This window comes from Geodermatophilus sp. SYSU D00697 (assembly GCF_054050175.1).
This window is the reverse complement of sequence record NZ_JBJGYV010000013.1, coordinates 82534-106390: the sequence shown is the minus strand read 5'-3', so window position 1 is coordinate 106390 and position 23857 is coordinate 82534. Positions and strand designations below refer to the sequence as shown.

The window sequence follows — 23857 nt, the reverse complement described above, 5'->3', positions numbered from 1 at the left end:
TCAGGCCGGTGCGGCCTGGTCGACGGCCTTGGTGCGGATGGTGTCCCAGCCCTCGACCTCGTCGGGACGGCGCGGGGCCGGGCCGACGTAGCGCGCCGAGGGGCGCACCAGACGGCCGGTGTTCTTCTGCTCGAGGATGTGCGCGCACCAGCCGGCGGTGCGGGCACAGGTGAACATCGAGGTGAACATGTGGCTGGGCACCTCGGCGAAGTCCAGGACGATGGCCGCCCAGAACTCCACGTTGGTCTCGATCGGCCGGTCGGGACGGCGCTCGCGCAGCTCCTTGAGCGCGGCCTGCTCCAGCGCGAGGGCGGCGTCGAACCGGGGGGCGCCCAGCTCCTGGGCTGCCCGGCGCAGCACGCGGGCGCGCGGGTCCTCGGCGCGGTAGACGCGGTGGCCGAACCCCATGAGCCGCTCGTGGCGGTCGAGGAGGTCCTTGACGTAGCGCTCGGCGTCGCCGCTCTCCTCCACGCCGTCGAGCATGTGCAGCACGCGGGAGGGGGCGCCCCCGTGCAGCGGGCCGGACATGGCCCCGATCGCGCCGGAGAGGGCGGCGGCGACGTCGGCGCCGGTCGAGGCGATGACCCGGGCGGTGAAGGTGGAGGCGTTCATGCCGTGCTCGGCGGCCGACGTCCAGTAGGCGTCGACGGCGGCGACGTGGCGGGGGTCGGGCTCCCCGCGCCAGCGGACCATGAACCGCTCGACGATCGTCGAGGCCTCGTCGATGCGCTTCTGCGGGACGGCGGGGACGCCGATGCCGCGCGCGGACTGCGCGACGTAGGACAGCGCCATGACCGCGGCACGGGCCAGCTCGTCGCGCGCCTCCTCGGCGCTGATGTCCAGCAGCGGCTTGTAGCCCCAGATCGGGGTCAGCATGGCCAGTGCAGCCTGCACGTCGACCCGGACGTCACCGGTGTGCACCGGGATCGGGAACGGCTCGGCCGGCGGCAGGCCGGGGCCGAACTTGCCGTCGACCAGCAGCGCCCACACGTTGCCGAAGGTGACCTTGCCGACGAGGTCCTCGATGTCGACGCCGCGGTAGCGGAGTGCGCCGCCGTCCTTGTCCGGTTCGGCGATCTCGGTCTCGAAGGCGATGACGCCCTCGAGCCCCGGCTTGAAGTCGTCGGCCATCTCGCATGCTCCTCTGCGCGCGGGACTCGTGACCCATCGGGATGGGCGCACGACTACGGGCAGACCCTAGGCCGTGCTGACAGGCCCAGGACAGCCGGGGCGGGGGTCCTCGCGGTGTGCGCGCCGGTGGGGACGGCCAGTGACAGCATGGGCCCGTGCCCGACCTCTCCCGCATGCGCAGGGACTACGAAACCCGGGGACTGCGCGAGTCCGACCTCGCCCCGACGTGGGTGGAGCAGTTCGACCGCTGGTTCGCCGACGCCGTCGCCGCCGAGCTGCCCGAGCCCAACGCCGTCGTGGTGGCGACCGCGGACGCCGACGGCGCCCCCGACGCGCGCATCGTGCTGGTCAAGGGCTACGACGAGTACGGCTTCGTCTTCGGCACCAGCTACGCGTCGGCGAAGGGCGCCCAGATCGCGGTGAACCCGCGGGCGGCGCTGGTCTTCCCGTGGCACGCCCTGCAGCGCCAGGTGCGGGTGACCGGCCGGGTGGAGCGCATCGGGAGCACCGCCTCCGACGACCTGTGGGACCCGCGGCCGCGCGGCGCCCAGCTGGCGGCGGTCGCCTCGATCCAGTCGACCATCGTCGACTCCCGCGAGGAGCTGGAGGAGCGGCTGCACCGGCTGGACGCCGAGAGCGCGGAGGGTGGGCTGCCGCGGCCGGAGGTCTGGGGCGGGTACCGGGTGGTGCCCGAGCGGGTGGAGTTCTGGCAGGGCGGGGCCGACCGGCTGCACGACCGGCTCCGCTTCGTGCGCGACGACGAGGAGGGGGGCGGCTGGGTGGTCCAGCGGCTCGCCCCGTGAGCGGTTCCGGGAGCGGCCCGTCGCCGGTCGACCCCGTGGAGGGCGGCGGCCCGGTCGAGGAGCCGGTGCCGGTCGAGCCGAGGAGCCGTCGCGGCTGGGCGATCGACACCACCCCCCTGCGCAACGCGCACTACCGGCGGCTGTTCTGGGGCGTCGCGGCGACGATGATGGGCCAGCAGATGACGCTGGTCGCCGTCCCGTACCAGGTCTACGACCTCACCGGCTCCTCCCTGCTGGTGGGCGTGACGTCGATGGTGGCCCTGGTGCCGCTGATCGCCTTCGGCCTGCTCGGCGGCGCGATCGCCGACACGATGGACCGCCGCCGGCTGATGCTCATCACCGGCGCGGGGTCGGCGGTGACCAGCGCGCTGCTCGCCGTCCAGGCCCTGCTGCCCGGCGGGGGCAACCTCTGGCTGCTGTGGGTGCTCACCGCCTGCGTGTCCGGGTTCACCGCCGTCAACCAGCCGGCCCGCAGCGCGGTCATCCCGGCGCTGGTGGGGCCCGCGGGGGTGCCCGCGGCCAACGCGCTGGCGATGACGGTGCGCCAGGTCGGGGTCATCGCCGGGCCGCTGCTGGCCGGTGTGCTGATCGGCTTCGGGGAGCTGTTCCTGACCTACGCCGTCGACGCCCTGGGCTTCCTGGTCGCCGTCCTCCTCCTGCGCGGGCTGCCGCACCTGCCCCCGGGGAGGGACGCCGGTCCGCTGCGGCTGGGCGCGGCCGTGCGCGGGGTGGGGGAGGGGTTCGCCTTCCTCCGGACGCAGCCGGTGCTGCTCATGACCTTCGTCGTCGACGTCATCGCGATGCTGTTCGCCTGGCCGCAGGCGGTGTTCCCGGAGCTGTCGGAGGGCCGCTACGCCGGCTCGCCCAACAGCCTGGGCTGGCTGTTCGCCGGTGTCTCCATCGGTGCGCTGGTCATGGGGCTGACCTCGGGGTGGGTGACGCGGGTCGACCGGCAGGGCGCGGTGGTGCTCGGGGCGGTCGCCGTCTGGGGCGTGGCGATCATCGGCTTCGGGTTCGCGCCGACGCTGTGGCTCGCGGTGCTCTGCCTCGCGGTCGCCGGCGCGGGCGACATGGTCAGCGCCGTCCTGCGCTCGTCGATGTTGCAGCTGGCCGCGCCCGACCACATGCGCGGCCGGATGCAGGGCGTCTTCATCGTCGTCGTCACCGGCGGCCCCCGCCTGGGCGACCTCCGCGCCGGGGCGATCGCGAGCGCGGCCGGTGTGAGCGCCGCGATGGTCTCCGGCGGCGTCGTGGTCGTCGTCGCGATGCTGCTCGTGGCCCTGGTCGTGCCCTCGTTCTGGCACTTCCGGGCCTCGCGGTCGACGTACGCGACGGTGCCGGCGGGCGGAGCCCGGCCGGCCTCGCCCGCCCCCGAGAGTGGCGAGGACCGGCCGGGACCGGCTACTTCATAACCGGTCCCGTCCGGTTCCGCAGGGCAGGGTTCAGGCGAGCGCGCCGGCGACCACCCGGAGGTCGGCGACGAGGGCCTCGTAGGCGGCGTCCCGGGCCTCGTCGGGTGTCCGCAGGACCGCCGAGGGGTGCGTCGTGGCCAGCATCCAGGTCTGGTGCGGGGCGTCCTCGTCGTCGTCGGCCGGCTCTCCCTCGGCGGCGGCCACGCCGGGTGCCGTCCAGGGGAGGAGCTGGCCGCGGTCCTTGGTGATGCGGAAGGACGGCGAGATCAGCGCCTTGGCCGCCGTCGCGCCGAGGCAGACGACCACCTCCGGCTGGAGGACGGCGAACTCGGCCTCCAGCCACGGGCGGCAGGCGCGCAGGTGCTCCGGGCCCGGGGTCTGGTGGATCCGCCGCTTGCCCTTCTGCGTGAACCGGAAGTGCTTGACGGCGTTGGTGACGTAGGCGTCGCGGCGGTCGATGCCGGCCTCGGCGAGCGCCTTGTCCAGGAGCCGACCGGCCGGGCCGACGAACGGCTCGCCCTTCCGGTCCTCCTGGTCGCCGGGCTGCTCGCCGACGAACACGATGCGCGCGGTCTCCGGCCCCTCCCCGAAGACCGTCTGTGTGGTGCCCTGCCACAGCTCGCACGCCGTGCACCCGGCGGCGGCCGAGCGCAGGCCCTCCAGCCCGACCCCGGTCGGCGGCTGCGCGGGGACGTTCTCCTGGCTCATGGCCCGATTCCACAGCAGTCGGGCCCCAACCGCAGGGCCCGGGCGCACGACAGCCCCGTGACAGCGGCCCGCGGACGGTGACCCTCGCCGGCGCCCGACCGGACGCCCTGCTGGAGAGGACCTCCCCGTGACCATCCGCACCGACCCCGTCCGACGGGCGCTCACCGCCGGGACCTGGTCCCTGCCCGTGTCCACCGCGCTGCTCGCCGTGGGCACCCTCACCCACCAGCCCGCCCTCGCCACCGCCGACGCCGACACCGGCCGGCAGGCCACCCACGCCGAGGCCCGCGAACTGGCGAAGGTCCCCTGAGCCGCCTCCAGGTCTGCCGGGGTCCGGCCGATAGTTTCGGTGACCACCGGTAGACGACGTCCTGGGGAGTGCGGTGCTGGAGTTCGACGGCCTGGTCAAGACCTACGGGTCCCACCGGGTGCTCGAGGGGGTGTCGTTCACCGTCGCACCGGGCTCGATGTTCGGGTTCTGCGGGGCCAACGGCGCGGGCAAGACGACCACGATGCGGATCGCCATGGGCCTGGCCCGCGCCGACGCCGGTGAGGTCCGGTGGCGGGGCCGCCCGCTGGACCAGGCGGTGCGCCGGCGGATCGGCTACATGCCGGAGGAGCGTGGGCTCTACCCGAAGATGCGGGTCGGCGAGCAGCTGGCCTACTTCGCCCGGCTGCACGGGCTGGACGCCGCGGCGGCCGGCCGCGCCGCCGAGCACTGGGCCGAGCGGCTGGGGCTGGGCGCCCGGCGCCGCGACCAGGTGGAGAAGCTGTCGCTGGGCAACCAGCAGCGGGTCCAGCTGGCCGCGGCGCTGGTCAGCCGGCCCGAGGTGCTCATCCTCGACGAGCCCTTCTCCGGCCTGGACCCGGTCGGCGTCGACGCCCTCGCCGAGGCGCTGCTCGAGCAGGTCCGCGACGGCGTCCCGGTCGTCTTCTCCAGCCACCAGCTCGACCTGGTGGAGCGCCTGTGCGACGCGGTCGGGATCCTCGCCCGCGGGCACATCGTCGCCGCGGGCACGGTCGCCGAGCTGCGCCGGCGGGAGGCCGGCCGCCTGCTCCGGGTGGTCGTGCCCGACGCGCCGCAGGGCTGGGCGGCCGTGCTGCCGGGGGTGCGCGTGGTCTCCCAGCAGGCCGGGGACACGCTGCTCGAACTGGACGGCGGCACCGACGACCAGGCCGTGCTCGCCGCCGCGCTGCGCACCGGCCGGGTCACCCACTTCGCCTGGCGGGAGCCCACCCTGGTCGAGCTCTTCCGCGAGGCCGTGGCCGATCCGGCCCCCGAGCGTGAGGAGGTGGCGGCGTGACCGAGCCACGCACGCCGTCGAGCGCCGCCCTGGTGCGGCTGGTCGCCGGCCGCGAGATCAGCAGCCGCATCCGCGACAAGAACTTCATCATCAGCTCGATCGTCATCATCGTCCTGCTGCTGGGTGCCATCGCCTTCAACGTCGCCGTCAGCTCGGGCGGCAACGAGGGGCGGCTGGGCATCGTCGGCGACGGCGGCCGGCTCGGCCCCGCCGTCCAGGCCCAGGGCGAGGCGGTCGGCGTGGACGTCGAGATCGTCGAGTACGCCGACGAGGCCACGGCCCGGGCCGCGGTCGAGGACGACGAGGTCGACGGCGCCCTCGTCGAGGGCGCCGGCGCCGACCCGCGACTGCTCGTGCGCGAGCGCGACGCGACGATGGAGGCCGTCGTCACCAGCGCGGTCAACAGCGTGGCCATCTCCGACCGGCTGCTCGAGGCCGGCGTCGACCTGGAGACGTTGCCCCAGGTCGCCGTCACCCCGCTCGAGGGCAGCGAGGACGACGGCCAGGCGGTGGTCGTCGCGATCGTCGGCGTCGGGGTCCTCTACGGCCTGCTGATCCTGTTCGGGCAGTTCGTCGCCCAGGGCGTGGTCGAGGAGAAGTCCAGCCGGGTGGTGGAGCTGCTGCTGGCCACCATGCGCCCCTGGCAGCTGCTGGCGGGCAAGATCCTGGGCCTGGGCGTGCTGGGGCTCGGCCAGATCGTCGTCATCGGCGTCGTCGGTGTGGCCGCGGCGCTGGCCTTCGACATCGTCACGGTCCCCGGCGACCTGATCAGCACCGTGGTCACCGTCGTGGCCTGGTTCGTCCTCGGGTACGCCTTCTACGCCTCGGTCTTCGCCGTGGCGGCGTCCCTGGTCAGCCGGCAGGAGGACCTCGGCAGCGTGCTCACGCCGACGACGATCCTGCTGGTGGTCGGGTTCATCGTCGCCATCCAGGCCGCCGGCGACCCCAGCAGCACGCTGGCCACCGTGACCTCCTACGTGCCGGGCCTCTCGCCGACGGTGATGCCGGTGCGGCAGGCGGCGGGCGAGGTCGCGGCCTGGGAGGTCGCGCTGGCCGTCGTCCTCATGCTGGTGGCGATCGCGCTGATCGTCCGGCTCGGCGGCCGGGTGTACGCCGGGGCGCTGCTGCGCACGAGCGGCAAGACCAAGATCCGGGAGGCCCTGCGGGCCGAGGGCGCGTGACGAAGGGCCCCGTCCGGGGCCGGGGCCCTTCGCGGGTCGGTCGGGCGCGACCGGGCGGGGGTGGCGCGGCCGCATGGTGGAGCCGGGAGTCGCTGATGCCGGCGTGGCGGGAGGCCTTCGGTGGGTGACCCGGCGCACCGCCTCCGAGGGGTGAGACGCCACCGTCGGGGGACGACGCCGCCGCCGGCCGCCGCCATGATCGCCGGCATGGGGAAGGACCTCGACGGGCGCCTCCGGCGGCTGCGCGCCTGCCGGGACGCCGACGTGATCATCGAGCTGGGCTGCGACCTGGCCGAGGCCGGGCGGGACCGGGACGCCGAACGCTGCTTCCGCCGCGCGGCCGAGCTCGGCGCCCCGCTCGGCTGGTTCAACCTGGGCAACTCGCTGGCCGCGCGGGGCCAGGTCGAGGAGGCCGCGCAGGCCTACGAGCGTGCCCTCGCCGGCGGTGAGCGCGACGCCTGGGTGAACCTCGGGCTGGTGCTCGAGGAGCTCGGCGACCTCGCCGGTGCCATGCGGGCCTACCAGGGTGCCGGCGCGGCCGGGGACCCGCAGGGGGCGCTGCAGCTGGCCTTCCTGCTGCACGAGCAGGGGGAGCGGGTCCAGGCCCTCGAGGTGGCGGTCGAGGTGGCCGTGAGCGGGAACGCGGTGGCCGCCGCGGTCGTCGCCGGCTGGCGGTGGCGCGAGACCCAGGACCCGGCCCTCGAGGCGGACCTGCGCGCCGGGCAGGCGCACTACCCCGGCACCCGCGTGGCCCTCGCCCACCTCCTGCGCGAGACCGGCCGGCCCGCCGAGGCGCGGTTCGTCCTGGAGCGGGGGGCCAAGCTGGGCGAGGCCCAGGCCTGGCTGCCGCTGGGCAACCTCTACGCCGACGAACTGCACGACGAGGAGGCCGCCGAGGAGGCCTACCGGGCGGGCATCGCGGCCGGCGACACCTACTGCCACCACAACCTGGCGGTGCTGCTGGCCGAGCGCGGCGACCTCGACGGGGCCGTCGAGCACCTGCGGCTGGGCGCCGCCGACGGGGACGACCTCGCGGCGCAGGCGCTGCGCGACCTCGACGGCTGAACGGGGCCAGCGAGATCTGCGCAGTGGAGGCCATCAGGGCCGCGACGAGCGCCACTGTGCAGATCTCGCGGGTGGGGGCGAGTGCCGCGGGTGGACCTCAGACGACCTGGCGCAGGCCGCCGAGCGGGCCGCGGTAGGGGAACGCCGGGGGGCCGGTGACCCCGGGGCGAGCCGTGAACAGCCGGCCGGCGTCCGGCTCGGCCGCCCGCGCGGCGTCGTCCATCCCCTCCGTGGACGTGCTGATCACCAGCAGGTCGCGGCCCGGACCGGCGAACGCGCAGCTGGACGTCTGGCGCACCGGCACGTGGACGACCGCCAGCAGGTCGCCCTCCGGGGACCACCGGCGCACCTGCCCGCCGCCCCACAGCGCCGTCCAGATGCACCCCTCGTCGTCGACGGTCAGGCCGTCGGCCACGCCGTCCTCGCCGGAGAACTCGAGCAGCACCCGGCCGTTGGTGAACTCCCCGGTCGCGGGGTCGTGGTCGAAGGCGTGCACCACGCCGGGCCCGGAGTCGGCGAGGTAGACGGTGCGGTCGTCGGGGGACCAGCCGATGCCGTTGGAGACGGTCAGCCCGTCGAGCACCGTGGTGACCGTCCCGTCGAGGTCCAGGCGGTACAGCGCGCCGGCACCGGGCCGCTGGTCGAAGGCCATGGTCCCGGCGAGGAAGCGCCCGGCCCGGTCGCAGGCCGCGTCGTTCATCCGGGTGCCGCCGTCCTCGGGGCTGCCGCCCTCCCCGGCGAGGGTGATCAGCACCCGTGCGGTGCCGTCCTCGGCCAGGTGCGTGAAGCCGCCGTCCGCGGCCAGCAGCCAGCCGCCGTCCGCCGCAGGGACGACGGCGCCGACGGTGCCTCCCCCGCGGTGCGCGGCCACCTCGGTGAGCGTGCCGTCCTCGGCCACGGTGGCCCGCCGCACCGACCCCGCGGAGATGTCCACCCAGAGCAGCTCACCCCGGTCGTCGTCCCAGGTGGGGCCCTCCCCGTGCTCGGCGGCGGTCGGGGCGGCAGGGGAGGCGGAGAGGCGCTGCACGAGGGTGGTGTCCCCAGGACACGCACCCGTCACACGGCCGGTCGATACTGCAGCGGTGTCGGAAGCCACCGTCGACGTCGCCGATCTGCGCCACCACGGAGCAGCCGAGGAGGACGCCACCGACGCCCCGCTGCGCGAGGACATCCGGCTGCTCGGCCGCGTCCTCGGCGAGGTGATCGGCGAGCAGTCCGGGGACGACGTCCTCGCCCTCGTCGAGTCCACCCGCGTCGAGGCCTTCCGCGTGCGCCGCTCGGAGGTCGACCGGGCCGAGCTGGCCGGGCGGCTGGGCGACCTGGACGTCCGGTCGGCCAACCACGTGATCCGCGCGTTCAGCCACTTCTCCCTGCTGGCGAACCTGGCCGAGGACATCCACCACGAGCGCCGGCGGCGCTTCCACCGGCGGGAGGGCTCGCCGCCGCAGAAGGGCAGCCTGGCCGCCACCTTCGCGCTGCTGGACGCCGAGCGGCTCGACCCCGACGTCGTCGCCCGGGAGCTCGACGGCGCGCTGGTCTGCCCCGTCGTCACCGCGCACCCGACCGAGGTGCGCCGCCGGACGGTGTTCCGCGTGCAGCGGCAGGTCACCGAGCTGATCCGCCGCCGCGACCGCTCGGCGCCCGGGGAGGCCGGGGACCGGGAGTGGGCGGCGGAGCTGCAGCGGGCGGTGCTCACCCTCTGGCAGACGGCGCTGCTGCGGTTGTCCCGGCTGCGGCTGGCCGACGAGATCGACGAGGCGCTGCGCTACTACGAGCTGTCGCTGTTCGAGGTGATCCCGGCGATCAACGCGGAGCTGCGGCGGGCGCTGCGCGAGCGCTGGCCCGGGGCCGACCTGCTGCCCCGGCCGATGCTCCTGCCCGGCTCCTGGATCGGCGGGGACCGCGACGGCAACCCGTTCGTCACCGCCGACGCCGTCCGCCGGGCCAGCACCCGGCAGGCCGAGACGGCGCTGGGCCACCACCTCGCCGAGCTGCTCGTGCTGCACGACGAGCTGTCGATGTCCGACCGGCTGGTGACCCCCACCCCGGCGCTGTACCACCTCGCCGAGGCCTCCCGCGACGACTCGCGCTTCCGCGCGGACGAGCCCTACCGGCGCGCCACCTACGGCATCCACGCCCGCCTGGCCGCCACCGCGCACCGGGTGCTCGGCACCGTTCCGGGGCCGCCCCCGCACGCCCGGCTCGAGCCCTACGAGACCCCTGACGAGCTGCTGGCCGACCTGGCCACCATCGACGCGTCGCTGCGCACCCACGGGGCCGGCGCGCTCGCCGACGACCGGTTGGCGCGGCTGCGCGAGGGCGTGGAGGTCTTCGGCTTCCACCTGTGCGGGCTGGACATGCGGCAGAACTCGGCGGTGCACGAGGAGGTGCTCGCCGAGCTGCTGGCCTGGGCGGGCGTCAGCCCCGACTACGCGGCGCTGGCGGAGGACGAGCGGGTCGCGCTGCTCGTCGGCGAGCTGCGGATGCGCCGTCCGCTGGTCCGGCCGGACGCGGAGCTCTCCGACCTGGCCCGCGGGGAGCTCGACCTGCTCCGCGCCGCCGCTGCGCAGGTGGCGGCGCTGGGCCCGCAGGCCATCCCGAACTACGTGATCAGCATGTGCGAGTCGGTGAGCGACGTCCTCGAGGTCGCCGTCCTGCTCAAGGAGGTCGGCCTGCTCGACCCCGACGGGGAGGACGGGCCCACCTGCCCGGTGGGCATCTCGCCGCTGTTCGAGACGATCGAGGACCTCCAGGGCGCCGCCGGGACGATGCGCGCCGTCCTCGACCAGCCGCTCTACCGGGCGCTGCTGGCCAACCGCGGCGACGTGCAGGAGGTCATGCTCGGCTACTCCGACAGCAACAAGGACGGCGGTTACCTCGCCGCCAACTGGGCGCTGTACCGGGCCGAGCTGGCACTGGTGGAGCTCGCCCGGACCGAGGGCATCCGGCTGCGGCTGTTCCACGGCCGCGGCGGCACCGTGGGCCGGGGCGGTGGCCCGAGCTACGACGCGATCCGGGCGCAGCCGCCCGGGGCGGTCGCGGGGGCGCTGCGCATCACCGAGCAGGGCGAGGTGATCGCCGCCAAGTACGCCGAGCCCGACCGCGCCCGGCGCAACCTCGAGGCGATGGTGGCGGCCACGCTGGAGGCGACCCTGCTCGACGTCGAGGGCCTGGGCGACCTGGCGGAGGACGCGTACACGCTCCTCGACGACCTGGCCGAGCGCGCCCGGGCGGCCTACCGCGCACTGGTGCACGAGACGCCCGGCTTCGTCGAGTGGTTCCGGGCGGCCACGCCGATCGGCGAGCTCGCCGAGCTCAACATCGGCAGCCGGCCGCCCTCGCGCAAGGCCGGCGACTCGATCGCCGACCTGCGGGCGATCCCGTGGGTGTTCAGCTGGTCGCAGGCGCGCATCATGCTGCCCGGCTGGTACGGCACCGGCACCGCGCTCGAGTCGTGGGTGGACGGCGACGACGCCCGACTGGCCCGCCTGCAGGAGCTGCACGAGCGCTGGCCGTTCCTCCGCACGATGCTGTCCAACATGGGCATGGTGCTGGCCAAGACCGACCTGGGGCTGGCCGCCCGCTACGCCGAGCTGGTGCCCGACGAGGAGCTGCGGCACCGGGTGTTCGACCAGGTCGCCGCCGAGCACGAGCGCAGCTGCCGGATGCTGCTGGCGGTCACCGGCGACGACCACCTGCTGGCCGACAACCCGGCGCTGGCCCGCTCGATCCGCAACCGGTTCCCCTACCTGGAGCCGCTGCACCACCTGCAGGTGGAGATGCTGCGGCGGCGCCGGGGCGGGGACGACGACGAGCTGGTCCGCCGCAACATCCAGCTGACCATCAACGGCATCGCCACCGCGCTGCGCAACAGTGGCTGACCTCCTGCCCGCCCGCGCTGCCGCGCCGGCCGACGGACGACCGCGCCCGGCCACCGGCGGCCCGGAGCTCGCGGCGGCGGCGTCGGCCCTCGGGCTCGCGCCCGCCGCCCTGGCCCCCGCGGTCAGCGACCCGGCCTACCGGGTCCTCGCCGACGGTGACGGCGCGGCGGTGCTGCTGCGCCGGCAGTGGACCGTCGAGGGGACGCCGGAGGCCGTGGTGCTGGCCTCCGCCGGCCTGGCGCCCGACGCCCCGGCGGTGCTCGACACCGCGGTCGGCTGGGGCTGCGAGCGGGTGCGCGACCGGCCGGGTGGGCGCGGCGTGGTGCCGGTTCCCGAGCCGCCGTCCACCGCCCCGTTCGCCGAGCGGTTCCTGCACCTGGCGGCGCTGGCCGCCACCCGCGTCGAGACCGCCGTCGCGCTCGCCCGCGGGGAGGGCGGGGACCGCGTCAAGGCCGACGGGAGCCCGTCACTGGCCGCCGACGAGGCCGCGCACGTGGCCGCCGTCGGTGTGCTCGGCGCGCTGGGGCTGCCGCTGCTGAGCGAGGAGCGGCCGGACCGGCCGGTCGACCCGACGATGCCCTGGGTGGTCCTCGACCCGCTGGACGGCACCGGCAACTTCCGGGCGGGCCTGCCGCCGTGGGCGTTCTCGGCGGGGCTGGTCCAGGACGGGCAGCCGGTGGCCGGGGTCGTCGTCGACCTCTCCTCGGGCCGGCGCTGGGCCGGCGCGGCCGGTCAGGGAGCCGTGCGCGACGGGGTGCCGGTGCGGCCGCGGGCCGGGGGCACCGTCGTCGTCCCCAGTGCCCCGCCCGGGTCGGTGGTCACCGTGCCGCCCGGCGCCCGGCGGGTGCGGGTCACCGGTTGCACCGCGGTCGAGCTGTGCCTGGTGGCCGACGGGTCGGCGGGGGCGTGGCACGACCTCGACCGCAGCGGCACCCACGTGCACGACGTGGCCGGCGCGCTGGCGGTGCTCACCGCGGCCGGGGGCGTGGCGCTCACCGCGGACGGCGCGCCGGTCCGCCTCAGCCCGGACACCGACGCCCTCATCCGCTTCGTCGCGGCCGGCACCGCGGAGGACGCCGCGGAGCTGGTCGCGACCATGGGCTGAGCGCGGCCCGATCGGCGAGCGGGTCGGCACGGGCCCGCCCGGCGTCAGTCGACCCGAGCGGCGGCCTCCCGCACCGCGGCCATGAGCGACTCCCACTCGTGCAGCGTGGTGCGGGCCCGCCCGCGGGTGGCGCCGAGCGCGACCTCGGCGGCGTCGATGGCCCGCCAGTCCTCGAGCAGCACCGGGTCGGCGCCGCGGGCCCGCAGCTCCGACACCAGGTCGTCGGTCCCGCCGCCGCCCGGGCGGAGCACACCGGAGGCGACGTCCTCCAGCAGCGCGGCGACGGTCTCGCGGGCGTCGTGCTTGTTGGTGCCGACGACCCCCGTGGGGCCGCGCTTGATCCACCCGGCCACGTACTCGCCGGGGGCGGGCGCCCCGTCACGCAGCACCCGGCCCGCCTCGTTGGGCACGACGCCGCGGCGCTCGTCCAGCGGCAGCTGCGGCAGCCCGCTGCCGCGGTACCCCACCGAGCGGACCACCAGGTCGGCCGGGACCAGGCTGGTCTCGCCGGTCCCCGTGAGGCGGCCGTCGGCGTCGACGACGGTGCGCTCCACCTCGACGGCGGTCACGCGGTCCTCGCCGAGCAGCCGCACCGGCCGGGCGTAGAAGCGCAGCCGGATCGGCGTCCGGCCCAGCTCCAGCGTGTGCTGCGCCCACTCGTGCAGGACGGCGAGGTTGCGGTGCACCACCCGGTCGGCGTCGGCCCGCTCCTGCGCGGCGGGGTCGAGCTCGAGGTCGGCCGGGTCGACCAGCACCGTGGCCCGCGCCAGCTCGTCGAGCTCGCGCAGCTCCTGGGTGGTGAAGGTGGCGTTCGCCGGGCCGCGGCGGCCGAGGATGGTGACCTCCTGCACCGGCGCCGCGGCGAGCGCGTCGAGCACGTGCTGGGGCATGTCGGTCGGCTCGAGCTCGGCCGGGGTGCGGGCGAGCACGCGGGCCACGTCGAGGGCCACGTTGCCCACCCCCACCACGACGGCCGACCGCGCCCGGGCCAGCGCGGCCTCGACCGTCGCCCGGTCGGCGTCGGGGTGGCCGGTGTACCAGGCGACCAGGTCGGTGGCGGCGAGGCTGCCCGGCAGCTCCTCGCCGGGGATGGCCAGGTGACGGTCCAGCGCGGCGCCGTAGGTGTAGATGACCGCGTCCACAGCGCCGGAGAGGTCGGTGCAGGAGATGTCCCGGCCGATCTCGACGTTGCCGACGAAGCGCACCGCGGGGTGGTCCAGCGCGCGGTGCAGGGTGTCACGGATGGCCCGCATCTTCGGGTGGTCCGGCGCGATGCCGTGCCGCACCAGGCCGAACGGGGTGGGCAGCCGGTCGATCAGGTCGACGGCGACCGGCACGTCCGTCTGCCGGGTCAGCGCCTCGGCGGCGTAGATGCCGGCCGGGCCTGCGCCGACGACGGCCACCCGCAGGGGCGGCGCGGGGGACGGGGGACCGGGGTCTTCGTCGACCGACACGACAGGCATCCTGACCCCGCCGGGTGGGAATGCACCAGGCATCCGCCCCCTCCCCGACCCCAGGAGCGCACCCGTGGCCGTCGTCGTCGTCGCGACCATCAGTCCCCAGCACGAGCACCGCGCCGCCGTCCGGGAGGCGGTGCTGGCCGCGATCCCGCAGGTCCACGACGAGCCGGGCTGCCAGCGCTACGCCCTGCACGAGGGGCAGGACGACCGCCTGGTGATGATCGAGCAGTGGGAGAGCCCCGAGGCGCTGGCCGCCCACGGCAAGGGCGAGGCGCTCACCGCGCTCAGCCGGGCGCTGGAGGGCAAGCTCACCGGCGAGCCGGAGCTGCAGGTCCTCACCGCCGTCCCGACCGGGGACGACGCCAAGGGCGCGCTGTAGGGCTCAGCCGCAGGCGACGTCGTGGTCCAGGGCGGAGTCGACGTACTGGGTGAGGACCACCTCCCCGCCCTCGACCAGCGGCGGCCGCCGGCAGTTCGCCTGCGCGCCCTCCCGGGAGGACGCGCCGGCCAGCCAGCTGTCCAGGTCGTGCAACGGGCTGTCCTCGGGGACCTCCCCGGCGATCCGGCCCCACTGCCGGCCGGTGGAGTACAGACCCGCCTCCGCGCCCCGGCCGGTCAGGTACGCCGTCATCCCCTCCAGCGCCGCCCGGTTGCGGGCGAGGGCCTCCGGTGACCCCGACTGCCAGGTGTTCATCGTCTCCACGTCGAGCCACCAGCGGTGGGCGCCCGGGTGGGGGTCGATCCCCGCCTCCTCGGCGGCCGGGGCGAAGAACGCCTCGACGTCGACGTAGGCCCGCAGCCAGCCGTACTGCCACGAGCAGGCCCGGCTGTTGTCGCCCTCGCAGCTGCCGTAGGGCGTGTGGCCGCTGAAGGGCCAGGTGTGCACCTGGTCGAGGACCTCGCCGGGGTTGGCCGTGTTCACGTAGAGCTGCACCGCCGGCTGGCCGCGCACCTCGCCGGTCGCCGTCGCGGCCCACTCCAGCTGCTCGGCCAGGCAGGGGTTGGGGCGGGTGGCCACGCCGCCGTTGACCCCCACGATCGCGAAGGGGGGCTCCTCGGGCAGGTCCCGCCCGCACTGCGGGTGGGAGACGTCGTAGCCGACGCCGGCCTCGTCGTCGGTCGAGGCGGCCGCCGACGGCAGCCCGATCACGAGGGAGGCGCACGCGAGCACGGCTCCCGCGAGGGCGCGCAGCGTGCTCGGCATCCTCCGAACGGTACCGGCGGCGCTGCCGTGGGTCACTCGTCCGCGGATCGGTCCGGACCGCTCAGACGGCCTGGCAGACCGGGCACCAGTGCAGGTTGCGGCCGGCCATCTCCTGGGTGCGCACCTCGGTGCCGCAGATGCGGCAGGGCAGGCCGGTGCGGCGGTACACGTAGTGCGCGTCCTCCCGCACGACCGCGCCCCGCTTGCGGGTGCGGTCCTCCGGCCGGGTGGTCACGATCCGCCCCATCCGGACCCCGGCGCGCATGAGCACCACCAGGTCCGACCACATCCGCGCCCACAGCTCGGCGTCGACCTCCCTGCCGGGACGGAACGGCGACACCCGGTGCCGGAACAGGATCTCGGCGCGGTACACGTTCCCGACGCCGGCCAGCACCGACTGGTCCATGAGCAGCGCACCCAACGCGGTGCGGCTGCCGGCGATCCGCCGGTGGGCCGCCGCTCCGCCGCGGGGCGACCGCAGCGGGTCGGGGCCCAGCCGGGCGAGGATGCCGTCGGCCTCCGCGGTGGTGATCACCTCGCAGGCGGTGGCGCCGCGCAGGTCGGTCCACACGCCGCCGCCGTCGGGCCCGTCGCCGACCCACCGCATCCGCAGCGCGCCCTTCGCCGGTGGCGGCGTGCCGGTGCCGGCGGTGTAGCTGCCGTACAGCCCGAGGTGCACGTGCAGGGTGTCGCCGCCGAAGCAGGCGAACAGGTGCTTGCCGTAGGAGGTCACCTCGTCGAGCACCCGCCCGTCGAGCAGCGCCGCGCCCTGGGCGAAGCGGCCCTGCGGGCTGGTGACGTGCACCGGGCGGCCGGCGAAGGCGAGCGACTGGTCCCGGGCGAGCCGGAACAGGGTGTGGCCCTCAGGCACGGGCGGCTCGGCAGGTCACGCCCTCCAGCTTCCCCCGTGGCCTGCGGCTCCGCCACGACGACGCCGGGGGCGCCGGCGCCGGCGTCAGCGGCCGCGGACCCGCGCGTACCGGTCGAGGGCGACCCGGCGCTCCTCGGCGTGGTCGACGACGGGCAGCGGGTACCCCTCGGGGACGCCGTCCGGGGCCGTCCACGGCTCGTGCACGTAGCGGGCCGGGACGTCGCGCAGCTCGGGCACCCAGCGGCGCACGTAGTCGCCGTCGGGGTCGAACTCCTTGCCCTGCCGGACCGGGTTGAAGACGCGGTGGTAGGGCGAGGCGTCCGTGCCGGTGCCGGCCACCCACTGCCAGCCGTGGTTGTTGCTGGCCAGGTCCCCATCGACCAGGTGCTGCAGGAAGTACCGGGCGCCGCGCCGCCAGTCCACGTGCAGGTCCTTGACCAGGAACGACGCCACGATCATCCGGACCCGGTTGTGCACGTAGGCCTCGCCGGCCAGCTGGCGCATCCCGGCGTCCACGATCGGGTAGCCGGTCCGGCCCTCCGCCCACGCGGCGAACCGCGCGTCGGCGTCCGGGCCGGAGTCGTAGGGCATCGCCCGCATGCTCTCGTCCAGCGGCTCGCGCGCCGACTCGGGGCGGTGCCACAGGACGTCGGCGTAGAAGTCCCGCCAGGCCAGCTCGGTGCGGAACCGGTCGGCGGCCTGCGAGTCCAGGCCCCCGAGGTCGGCCAGCAGCGTGCGCGGGTGCACGCAGCCGTACTTGAGGTACGCCGACAGCCGGCTGGTGCCGTCGGTGCCCGGGGTGTTGCGCGTCCGCTCGTAGTCCTCTAGCCGCTCCGCGCGGAAGCGTCGCCAGGCGTCGCGGGCAGCCGACTCACCGGCCGGGGGCAGCCGGACGCCGTCCAGGGCGGGGGCCTCCGGCGGGGCCTCGGAGGAGACGCCGAGAGCCCACGGGACCGACTGCGGCCGCGGCGCCGGGGCGCGCCACCCGTGCTCGCGCCAGGCCCGGGCGAAGGGGGAGAAGACGCGGAACGGCGTCCCGTCGGACTTCGTGACCCGGCCCGGCGTCACCGCGTAGGGCGAGCCGGTGCGCACCAGCGGGACCCCGCCGAGCGCCCGCTCGACCGCGGCGTCACGCTGCCGGCCGTAGGGGCCGGCGTCGGCGGAGACGTGGACGCTGTCCGCCCCGACCTCACGCACCAGCTGCGGGACGACGCCCGCCGGGTCCCCGGAGCGCAGCACCAGGGCACCGTCGACCGCAGCGCCGAGGTCGGCGAGGCAGTCGAGCAGGAAGCGTCGCCGCGGCTGTCCCGAGGCGCCCCACAGCCGCGGGTCGACGACGAACAGCGGCAGGACGGCGCCGTCGGGACCAGCCGCCTCGATCGCCGCCAGCAGTGCCGGGTGGTCGGCCAGCCTCAGGTCGCGGCGGAACCACAGCAGGGCGGTGGGCACCCGCGCCAGCGTAGGGAGGGAGCGGCCGGCCCGCAGGTCAGCGGTCGGCGGTCTCCAGGCCGAAGTGCGGCCGGTCGGCCTCGGCGACCAGGTCGAGCTCCTCGGGGTGCTGCTGGATGTAGTGCCGGACGAACGAGCAGTAGGGGAGCACGTGCAGGCCGCGCTCGCGCGCGGCGGCGAGGACGCCCTTGACCAGCGCCTTGCCGATGCCCCGGCCGCCGACGGAGGGGTCCACCTCGGTGTGCGGCAGCGCCATGGTGCCGTCCTCGACGTGGTAGCTCGCCAGGCCGACCACCTCGTCGCCGAGCCGCACCTCGAACCGTCCCCGATCGGGGACGTCGACCACGCTCGTCTCCATGCTCGTGTTCCACCTCCGCTCGCCCCGGCGCCGTTGCCGGGGGTCGACATGCGTACTGGAACGGTAACGCCTCGCAGCCCGCCCCTGTTTCGCCTCGCCGGGGGAACCGGTGTGTCCCGGGTGCCGGATCGCGGCCGTCCGGGCGCCCTCCGCGTGCCGGGACGGCGGCGTGCCAGGATGGGTGCGGCGTCCGGGCTCCCTGCTCCGGGTCCGTCACGGCCCCGTAGCTCAGGGGATAGAGCAACGGTTTCCTAAACCGTGTGTCGGAGGTTCGAATCCTCTCGGGGCCACCGGTGGACCTGCAGGTCAGGTGTCTGCGGATCAGCGAGCCAGGGGCACGACGACGTCCTGGGGGCACGACGGGGGCACAACTGTCCGCTGACGAGCCTCGTCGAGGCGGTCGGCGACGGCGTCCAGGGCGTCGTCGAACAGGTGCGAGTACCGGTCCAGGGTCATAGCCGCGCTGGCGTGACCGAGCATCGACTGGACCGCTGTGACGTTCGCCCCGGACGCGATGGCCAGGCTCGCCGCGGTGTGCCGCAGCTCGTGCGGCACCAGGCCCGACAGGCCGACCGCGGTCGCCGCCCGGTCGAAGCACCGCCGCCGAAATCCGTGCACCCGCAGCACCTCGCCGCGGGGTGAGGTGAACAACAGGTCGTCCGGCCCCTTGCCGGCCATCAGGGCGCCGATGCGGTCCTGCAGGAAGCGGGGCACGGCCACCCAACGGTCGGCGTGCGTCTTGGGCGGGCCGAAGACGGCCCGGCCGTTCACCTCAGACATGGCCTCGGCGATGTGCACCCGGCGCGCCCCCGGCGCCACCCGACCCACGCGGACGGCCGCCAGCTCGCCCCACCGGATGCCCGTATAGGCCAGCATCAGCACCACGACGCCCTCGTCCCTGCACTCCTCGGCCAGGCGGCCGACGTGCTCGTGCGTCAGGTACCGCTTGTGCACCCTGGGCAGCCGGGGGAGCTCCACTCCGGACGCGGGGTTGGACGGCAGTCGCCGGCCCTTGACCGCCTCGTCCAACATCGACGTCAGCAGGTGGTAGGCCTGCCGCGTGGTCGACGGGGACACCGTCGTGACCATGTCCGACACCCACGCCGCGACGTCCTCGTAGGTGATCCGATCGAGGCGGACGTCAGCCCACCGGGGCAGCACCCGGTTGTTCAGCAGCGAGCGGTAGGACGCGACCGTCTTGGGCTTGAGCCGGGTGCGGCCGGCCATCCACTGCTCGGCGTAGGCGCCCACCGTGACGCGCGACCGGGAGGGGTCGACGTAGCCGCCGGTGAGCAGGCTCGACTCGATGGACGTCAGGTAGCGGTCGGCGTCCGACTTCTTCCGGAACGTCCGCTTGCGCTGCCGGCCGTCCGGCTCCCGCCACCGCGCCTCGTAGGTGACGAGGTCGGGCTTCCCCTCCCGCGGTCGGACCCGCTTGTAGACGCTAGCCACGGTCCCGCCCCTCGCTCCGGTGCTGGTACTCGGGCGACACCGCCAGGAACCAGTTCAGGGCCTTCACCACCCAGGAGTGGGTGAGACCGCCTGCGATCGCTCGACGGGCGGCAGCGACGACCTCGCCCACGGCTTCCTCGTGACCCTTCACGGAGTTGGGCGTGAAGTTGTAGACCCCGGTGAAGTCGTGCGGCCGGTTGGTCTCGTACCAGTCGATCTCCTCGTCGTCGGTGGTCGGCCGCTGCTCGTCGTCGAGCCACAGGTCTCCGCAGGCCCACTGCCACGCTCGCTGCCAGGGCACGCGGCTGTGGCCGGGCGTGAGCGACACGGTGTCGTCGTCCCTCCCGGACGTCGCCGGCATGAGCAGCTGGTTCGGCGAGACGTTCAGGACGACCGCGAGCGCCACGAGGTCGTCGACGTCGACGCGGCGCTGCCCCAGCTCCAGCTTCGAGAGCTGGCCCAGCTTGATCGGGCGCCCCTCCTCGGCCAGCTTCTCGGAGAGTCCGCGCAGGTCGAGACCCCGTGCGTGACGCAGGTCGCGGATGCGCTGGCCGATCCGCGCGCCCACGGGCTCAGTGACGGGTGTTGCGGTTGATGCTTCTGACACGCGTGGGTTCTCCATACTCGCGAAACGCCGGTATCCGGTTGCGCTTCTTCGCGAACCGTGTTGTTCTTCTTCAGGACGAACGGTAGACCATCCGTTCACCGAAAGCCAGAACGGAGACCAGTGAACGACAACCTGATGACCGTCCAGGACGTGGCCGCCTACCTGGGCGTGCCCGTGGCCACCGTGTACCAGTGGAACTCCCGGGGACAGGGTCCTCGGCGGTACCGCCTGGGCAAGCACGTCCGCTACCGGCGGGCCGACGTCGACGCCTGGATCGACCAGGTCGCCGTTCGGAGCTGAGCTGATGCTGTCGCCCTCCGGGCTGAGCGCCGGTATGGAGTACGCCTCCACCCCGAACCTCAATCCGTCCTCGCCCGCGACGGTGGACTGCTGGTCCGCCTTCTCCGCCATCAAGGTCGAGAGCGTGCACGAGGTCCTCGCAGGAGAGGCCTCCCGACCCACGTTCGTCCTCGACGAGTTGATCCACGGGCGCGCGACCCTGCTGTACGGGGCCGCGAAGTCCGGGAAGACGCACTTCGTGGTGGAGCTGGTGACGGCCGTGAGCCGTGGGGAGGCCTGGTACGGGCGCCGGGTCAACAGCGCCCTGCGCCGCGTCCTCGTGCTCTCTTCCGATCCGGGAGGCCGGGGTGAGTACGCCCGCCGGCTCGGCGAGGTGGTCGGCGACACGGTGCGCCTGGCGCGCCCTCCGCGCGTCGGCGACCGCGACGCCTGGCGCAGGACGGCTGAGGAGGCCTTGGCGTCCCGCGTCGGACTCCTCGTGCTCGACAACCTCTACTCGTGGGCCAGGGTCGCCGACATCAACTCCAGCGCTGACGTGGGCGCCGCCCTCGCCTGCCTGGACGAGGTGACGGAGGTCGGTATCCCGCTGCTGGTGGTGCACCACACCTCCAAGGCCGGGACCGCGCCGGCAGGCGTTCACGCCATCGAGGGCTACTTCCGGCACCTGCTGCACCTGACAGGCGACGGGAAGCTCACGGTGCGGGGGAACGACGTCCCCGGTACCTCGTACCGACTCACCCGGTGGGAGGGGCGCACGGTGGAGGTGCTGGACGCGGGTGCCCGGAGGTCCGTGGAAGGTGGAGGCTCCGGCTCCACCACGACGCCGGGAGTCCGGCCCCCGACCAAGGCGCAGCTCCGGCGCAAGGAAAAGCTGGACCGAGCCGAACGTCTGCTGGCCGAGGCGCCGCCCGGCCTGTCCCTGAGCAAGCAGTACCAATACCTCGTGGCCCACATGGACGGCATCACGACGCTCGACCAGGCCAAGACGCAGGTCCAGAACCTCCGCGCACAGGGCCGCCTGCCGTCGGAGCGCGCCATGCAGGCCCGCGGAGGTGACTGACTCCGTAGGGGAGGTTTTTTCTCCCCAGACCCCTCCTGAAAGAACCCCCGGTTTTCACCCGGTGCGGGCCGCCCCTCAAGGGCGGCCATCGACCGGTCGAACGGGGGCGTCTCATGCGCCCCCGCGCTGATCAGCGCCTCGCCGAGGCAGCGCTGACGGAACCGGCCCGCGCCGTACCTCGGCATTGAGGCCGAGGTTGCGGAAGTGAGCGCCACGCAGGCGCTCGCGGCATACCTGTCAACCGGTCGAGGGCGCTCGCGTACTGCGATCAGGCCCTCCGAGCGGGGCCATGGGGCCCCGCACACCACCACCCACCCGACCGCCAGCAGGCGCTGGCGGCTCATCAGCCATGCCCTCGGTGGAGGGCAGGAAGGAGCCACGATGAACCCCGACAACCTCCAGTACCTCGACTACGGACAGCTCCACGAAGGCCGCCTGCGGCAGCACCAGGCCGAGGGCGTCGCCATCATGGCTGCCACGCCGAAGTCCATGTGCGCCGATCCCGTCGGTGCCGGTAAGACCGTCCAGGCCGCCGGCCTCATCGCCCATCTGGTCGAGGCCGGCGACGTCGACCCGGCCCGCCCCGTGCTGTGGCTGACCTCCGACAACCAGCTCGCCCACCAGACCACCGCCGAGCTGAGGCGCTTCCTGCCCGGGCTGGCCGTCCGCAACCTGGCCGGGCACAGGGACCTCGACTCGCGCGCCACCGAGGACGTCCGCCGGCAGGCGCTCAACACGCTGGCCCACGTCAAGGTCATGACCTTCCCGCAGTGGCTGGCCCGGCACACCCTCTGGGAGGGGCCCCGCCCCGTCGTCATCCTCGACGAGGTGTCACAGCTCAAGGGCGGAGGCAAGCAGCACGCCGCCGTGCTGCAGGCCACTGCGACGGCCGAGCGTGTGCACGCCTTCACCGCCACCCTCTACGAGAACAGCCCGATGGACGTGTGGCACGTCTACGCCCTTCTGCACCTGCCTCACCTGCCCGGCTCGGCGGACTTCGCCCAGCAGTACGTGCAGTGGCAGGTGTTCGACAACGGCCGCCGCCCGACCGGCTGGCGCAACCACACTGCTGCTGCCGCCTTCCGTGACCTCACCGCCGGGCACTTCTTCCGCCGCGAGGACGCCCTGGCCGACCTGGCGCGGCCGGAGTGCATGCGCCACGACGAGTGGGCGCCTCTGTCCAAGACGCAGGCGAGTGCGCTGCGGTGGGTCGACGCCCACATCAAGGACCCGCTCGCCCGCCAGCAGCGGCAGCGCGCCGTCATCACTGGACAGTCGGGCGTCAGCACCCGGGCGCGGCACGCCGCCCATCTCGTCAACCGGCTGGTGATCGGTGACCCCACGGCCAAGGTCCTCCTCATCGCTGAGAGCCTGGACGAGTTGGACGCCATCGCCTGCGAGCTCAGGGAGCTTCGCATCGGCTACGTGGAGCTGCGCGGGAGCACGGGCAAGAGCGACCGCCCCAGCCTGGTCCAGGACTTCCGCGACGACCCCAACCTGCACGTCCTGCTGGGGTCCAAGGTGGTCGAGCGCGGCCTGAACCTGCAGTTCGCCGGACACCTCGTGTCCGTGGGCGTGCCGGACAACCCCGCCCGGCTGCAGCAGCAGATCGGCCGCATCGTCCGCCACGGCTCGCCCTTCGCCGAGGTGCACCACTGGGTGGTCCTCTCCGACTGCGACCTCGACCGCGCCGCGCTGAAGCGCGTCGAGCGCAAGGAAGGGGAGGCTGCACTGCTGACAACGTCCTAGCCGGCCAGGTGCCCTGTGACGCCCGGTCCCATCCCGCTGAGGTGATGGGCCGGGCGTCTGGCGTCTGCGCCCCGCCAGGGCCTGCGGTTCCTCCACCAGCACGTAACCACCTCTGTCACGCACCCCAGCCGTACCGCCGAGGAAGAAGCAAGCTCGCCCCTGAGCGGGCACACGATCGAGCCGACACCTCTAGAGGACCGATATGCCGCTCCCGGTCCCACCGGACGTGCCAAAATGGGCTTCGTCGGATTTCGCCACAGGCAGTCGAGCCTAATACACGGAAATACTTGGTCATATGCCTCGCTCGAAACCAACGCCAGAAAGTTTGCAACCAGCGCTCGTTGGCCGGACGATCGAACTTCTCGAGGTCTACGGGGTGAATTCCCTCAAGACCACCGCGCCGCCGTTATCGAGTGTCGCGGGAACCACGATTGAGTCGGTCGAACTGTCGCTTGACCAGCGGAGCATCTCGATAGTGGCGGGTGCGGTGATGATCAGCATCAACCTCGAGCGGGTCGGTTACTGGAGCCTCGAACCCGGCACGAAGGGCTGGTCCGTTGGAGACGGTCCCGCGCCGACCGCCCGGCTCGTCCTTGACGGCTCCGAGGTGCTCAACTTCGCGGAGCCGAACAAGACCAAGCGCATCACGGTCCGCCTCGAGACGGCCTGACCCTTCATCGTCCCAACGCCGACCCCGGGCGTCGGTGCGCGGACAGGCCGCGCGCCGGCCCGGCTCGTCGACATGACGGCCTCGCAC

General features: G+C 74.4%; 23 protein-coding genes and 1 tRNA gene. 14 read left to right on the top strand and 10 right to left on the bottom strand.

All coding sequences use genetic code 11. From position 1 onward, the window contains the following. Positions 1-1131, bottom strand: coding sequence for a citrate synthase 2 (locus tag ACI79C_RS13305; protein ID WP_456946133.1), 1131 nt, complete (start codon positions 1129-1131; stop codon positions 1-3). A gap of 155 nt (positions 1132-1286) precedes the next feature. Here ACI79C_RS13305 and pdxH point away from each other — a divergent pair, with 155 nt between their 5' ends. Together pdxH and ACI79C_RS13295 are read left to right on the top strand one after the other, a co-directional pair. Continuing rightward, entirely contained in the window at positions 1287-1934 is a 648-nt protein-coding gene (gene pdxH, locus ACI79C_RS13300; protein WP_456946132.1) for a pyridoxamine 5'-phosphate oxidase, read from the top strand. After that, entirely contained in the window at positions 1931-3346 is a 1416-nt protein-coding gene (locus ACI79C_RS13295; RefSeq protein ID WP_456946131.1) for an MFS transporter, read from the top strand. The genes pdxH and ACI79C_RS13295 overlap by 4 nt, the downstream gene beginning before the upstream one ends. 30 nt (positions 3347-3376) lie before the next feature. Here the strand turns inward: ACI79C_RS13295 and ACI79C_RS13290 are convergent, their stop codons facing one another. Further along, entirely contained in the window at positions 3377-4054 is a 678-nt protein-coding gene (locus tag ACI79C_RS13290) for a UdgX family uracil-DNA binding protein (RefSeq protein WP_456946130.1), read from the bottom strand. Positions 4055-4181: 127 nt separating this feature from the next. Here ACI79C_RS13290 and ACI79C_RS13285 point away from each other — a divergent pair, with 127 nt between their 5' ends. The 4 genes from ACI79C_RS13285 (at position 4182) to ACI79C_RS13270 (ending at position 7604) form a co-directional block, all read left to right on the top strand. Next, entirely contained in the window at positions 4182-4364 is a 183-nt protein-coding gene (locus tag ACI79C_RS13285; RefSeq protein WP_456946129.1) for a hypothetical protein, read from the top strand. Between the two features lie 73 nt (positions 4365-4437). After that, on the top strand, positions 4438-5358 hold the full coding sequence (locus ACI79C_RS13280; RefSeq protein WP_456946128.1) for an ABC transporter ATP-binding protein: 921 nt from the start codon (positions 4438-4440) through the stop codon (positions 5356-5358). Continuing rightward, positions 5355-6539, top strand: a complete 1185-nt coding sequence (locus ACI79C_RS13275) for an ABC transporter permease (RefSeq protein WP_456946127.1) — start codon at positions 5355-5357, stop codon at positions 6537-6539. The genes ACI79C_RS13280 and ACI79C_RS13275 overlap by 4 nt, the downstream gene beginning before the upstream one ends. A 150-nt stretch (positions 6540-6689) precedes the next feature. Continuing rightward, positions 6690-7604 carry a tetratricopeptide repeat protein gene (locus ACI79C_RS13270; RefSeq protein WP_456946126.1) on the top strand — a complete coding sequence of 305 codons (915 nt, stop codon included), beginning with the start codon at positions 6690-6692 and terminating at the stop codon, positions 7602-7604. A gap of 97 nt (positions 7605-7701) precedes the next feature. Here ACI79C_RS13270 and ACI79C_RS13265 read toward each other — a convergent pair whose 3' ends face one another. Further along, entirely contained in the window at positions 7702-8631 is a 930-nt protein-coding gene (locus ACI79C_RS13265) for an SMP-30/gluconolactonase/LRE family protein (protein WP_456946125.1), read from the bottom strand. 55 nt (positions 8632-8686) lie between these two features. Between ACI79C_RS13265 and ppc the strand changes: the two genes are divergently transcribed. Continuing rightward, positions 8687-11485, top strand: coding sequence for a phosphoenolpyruvate carboxylase (gene ppc, locus ACI79C_RS13260; protein ID WP_456946124.1), 2799 nt, complete (start codon positions 8687-8689; stop codon positions 11483-11485). After that, positions 11478-12590 carry an inositol monophosphatase family protein gene (locus tag ACI79C_RS13255; RefSeq protein ID WP_456946123.1) on the top strand — a complete coding sequence of 371 codons (1113 nt, stop codon included), beginning with the start codon at positions 11478-11480 and terminating at the stop codon, positions 12588-12590. Before ppc ends, ACI79C_RS13255 begins: the two co-directional genes overlap by 8 nt. 44 nt (positions 12591-12634) lie before the next feature. Here the strand turns inward: ACI79C_RS13255 and ACI79C_RS13250 are convergent, their stop codons facing one another. Continuing rightward, positions 12635-14044, bottom strand: a complete 1410-nt coding sequence (locus ACI79C_RS13250) for an FAD-dependent oxidoreductase (RefSeq protein ID WP_456946122.1) — start codon at positions 14042-14044, stop codon at positions 12635-12637. Positions 14045-14117: 73 nt separating this feature from the next. Between ACI79C_RS13250 and ACI79C_RS13245 the strand changes: the two genes are divergently transcribed. Then, positions 14118-14429 (top strand): putative quinol monooxygenase, encoded by a 312-nt coding sequence (locus ACI79C_RS13245; RefSeq protein WP_456946121.1) that lies wholly within the window; start codon positions 14118-14120, stop codon positions 14427-14429. Positions 14430-14432: 3 nt separating this feature from the next. On the opposite strand, the gene ACI79C_RS13240 is transcribed toward ACI79C_RS13245, so the two are convergent. From ACI79C_RS13240 to ACI79C_RS13225, 4 genes are all read right to left on the bottom strand, one after another. Next, entirely contained in the window at positions 14433-15254 is an 822-nt protein-coding gene (locus tag ACI79C_RS13240) for a hypothetical protein (protein ID WP_456946120.1), read from the bottom strand. Positions 15255-15315: 61 nt separating this feature from the next. Next, positions 15316-16125 (bottom strand): Fpg/Nei family DNA glycosylase, encoded by an 810-nt coding sequence (locus tag ACI79C_RS13235; protein ID WP_456946119.1) that lies wholly within the window; start codon positions 16123-16125, stop codon positions 15316-15318. Between the two features lie 84 nt (positions 16126-16209). Continuing rightward, a complete protein-coding gene (locus tag ACI79C_RS13230; protein ID WP_456946118.1) occupies positions 16210-17574 on the bottom strand; it encodes a cryptochrome/photolyase family protein in 1365 nt (454 codons plus the stop codon). A 37-nt stretch (positions 17575-17611) separates the two neighbouring features. After that, entirely contained in the window at positions 17612-18061 is a 450-nt protein-coding gene (locus ACI79C_RS13225; RefSeq protein WP_456946173.1) for a GNAT family N-acetyltransferase, read from the bottom strand. 88 nt (positions 18062-18149) lie between these two features. On the opposite strand from ACI79C_RS13225, the gene ACI79C_RS13220 reads away from it, so the two are divergent. Then, a tRNA-Arg gene (locus ACI79C_RS13220) sits at positions 18150-18222 on the top strand. Positions 18223-18253: 31 nt separating this feature from the next. On the opposite strand, the gene ACI79C_RS13215 is transcribed toward ACI79C_RS13220, so the two are convergent. Continuing rightward, complete coding sequence (locus ACI79C_RS13215; RefSeq protein ID WP_456946117.1) at positions 18254-19384, bottom strand: tyrosine-type recombinase/integrase; 1131 nt, start codon at positions 19382-19384, stop codon at positions 18254-18256. Next, positions 19377-19952, bottom strand: a complete 576-nt coding sequence (locus ACI79C_RS13210) for a helix-turn-helix domain-containing protein (RefSeq protein WP_456946116.1) — start codon at positions 19950-19952, stop codon at positions 19377-19379. Before ACI79C_RS13210 ends, ACI79C_RS13215 begins: the two co-directional genes overlap by 8 nt. 159 nt (positions 19953-20111) lie before the next feature. On the opposite strand from ACI79C_RS13210, the gene ACI79C_RS13205 reads away from it, so the two are divergent. The 4 genes from ACI79C_RS13205 to ACI79C_RS13190 all read left to right on the top strand — a co-directional run bounded on the left by ACI79C_RS13205 (position 20112) and on the right by ACI79C_RS13190 (position 23770). Next, positions 20112-20291: a helix-turn-helix transcriptional regulator gene (locus ACI79C_RS13205; RefSeq protein ID WP_456946115.1), complete on the top strand. Its 180-nt coding sequence runs from the start codon at positions 20112-20114 to the stop codon at positions 20289-20291. A 4-nt stretch (positions 20292-20295) separates the two neighbouring features. Continuing rightward, positions 20296-21351, top strand: a complete 1056-nt coding sequence (locus tag ACI79C_RS13200) for an AAA family ATPase (protein WP_456946114.1) — start codon at positions 20296-20298, stop codon at positions 21349-21351. Positions 21352-21732: 381 nt separating this feature from the next. Next, positions 21733-23100 (top strand): helicase-related protein, encoded by a 1368-nt coding sequence (locus tag ACI79C_RS13195; RefSeq protein WP_456946113.1) that lies wholly within the window; start codon positions 21733-21735, stop codon positions 23098-23100. A gap of 376 nt (positions 23101-23476) precedes the next feature. Continuing rightward, positions 23477-23770: a hypothetical protein gene (locus ACI79C_RS13190; RefSeq protein ID WP_456946112.1), complete on the top strand. Its 294-nt coding sequence runs from the start codon at positions 23477-23479 to the stop codon at positions 23768-23770. Positions 23771-23857: the final 87 nt, after the last annotated feature.

Excerpts from the sequence above, each read along its gene's own strand:
- ACI79C_RS13305 (WP_456946133.1), bottom strand. The coding sequence starts at position 1,131 with ATGGCCGACGACTTCAAGCCGGGGCTCGAGGGCGTCATCGCCTTCGAG.
- ACI79C_RS13290 (WP_456946130.1), bottom strand. The coding sequence starts at position 4,054 with ATGAGCCAGGAGAACGTCCCCGCGCAGCCGCCGACCGGGGTCGGGCTG.
- ACI79C_RS13240 (WP_456946120.1), bottom strand. The coding sequence starts at position 15,254 with ATGCCGAGCACGCTGCGCGCCCTCGCGGGAGCCGTGCTCGCGTGCGCC.
- ACI79C_RS13200 (WP_456946114.1), top strand. The coding sequence starts at position 20,296 with ATGCTGTCGCCCTCCGGGCTGAGCGCCGGTATGGAGTACGCCTCCACC.
- ACI79C_RS13195 (WP_456946113.1), top strand. The coding sequence starts at position 21,733 with ATGAACCCCGACAACCTCCAGTACCTCGACTACGGACAGCTCCACGAA.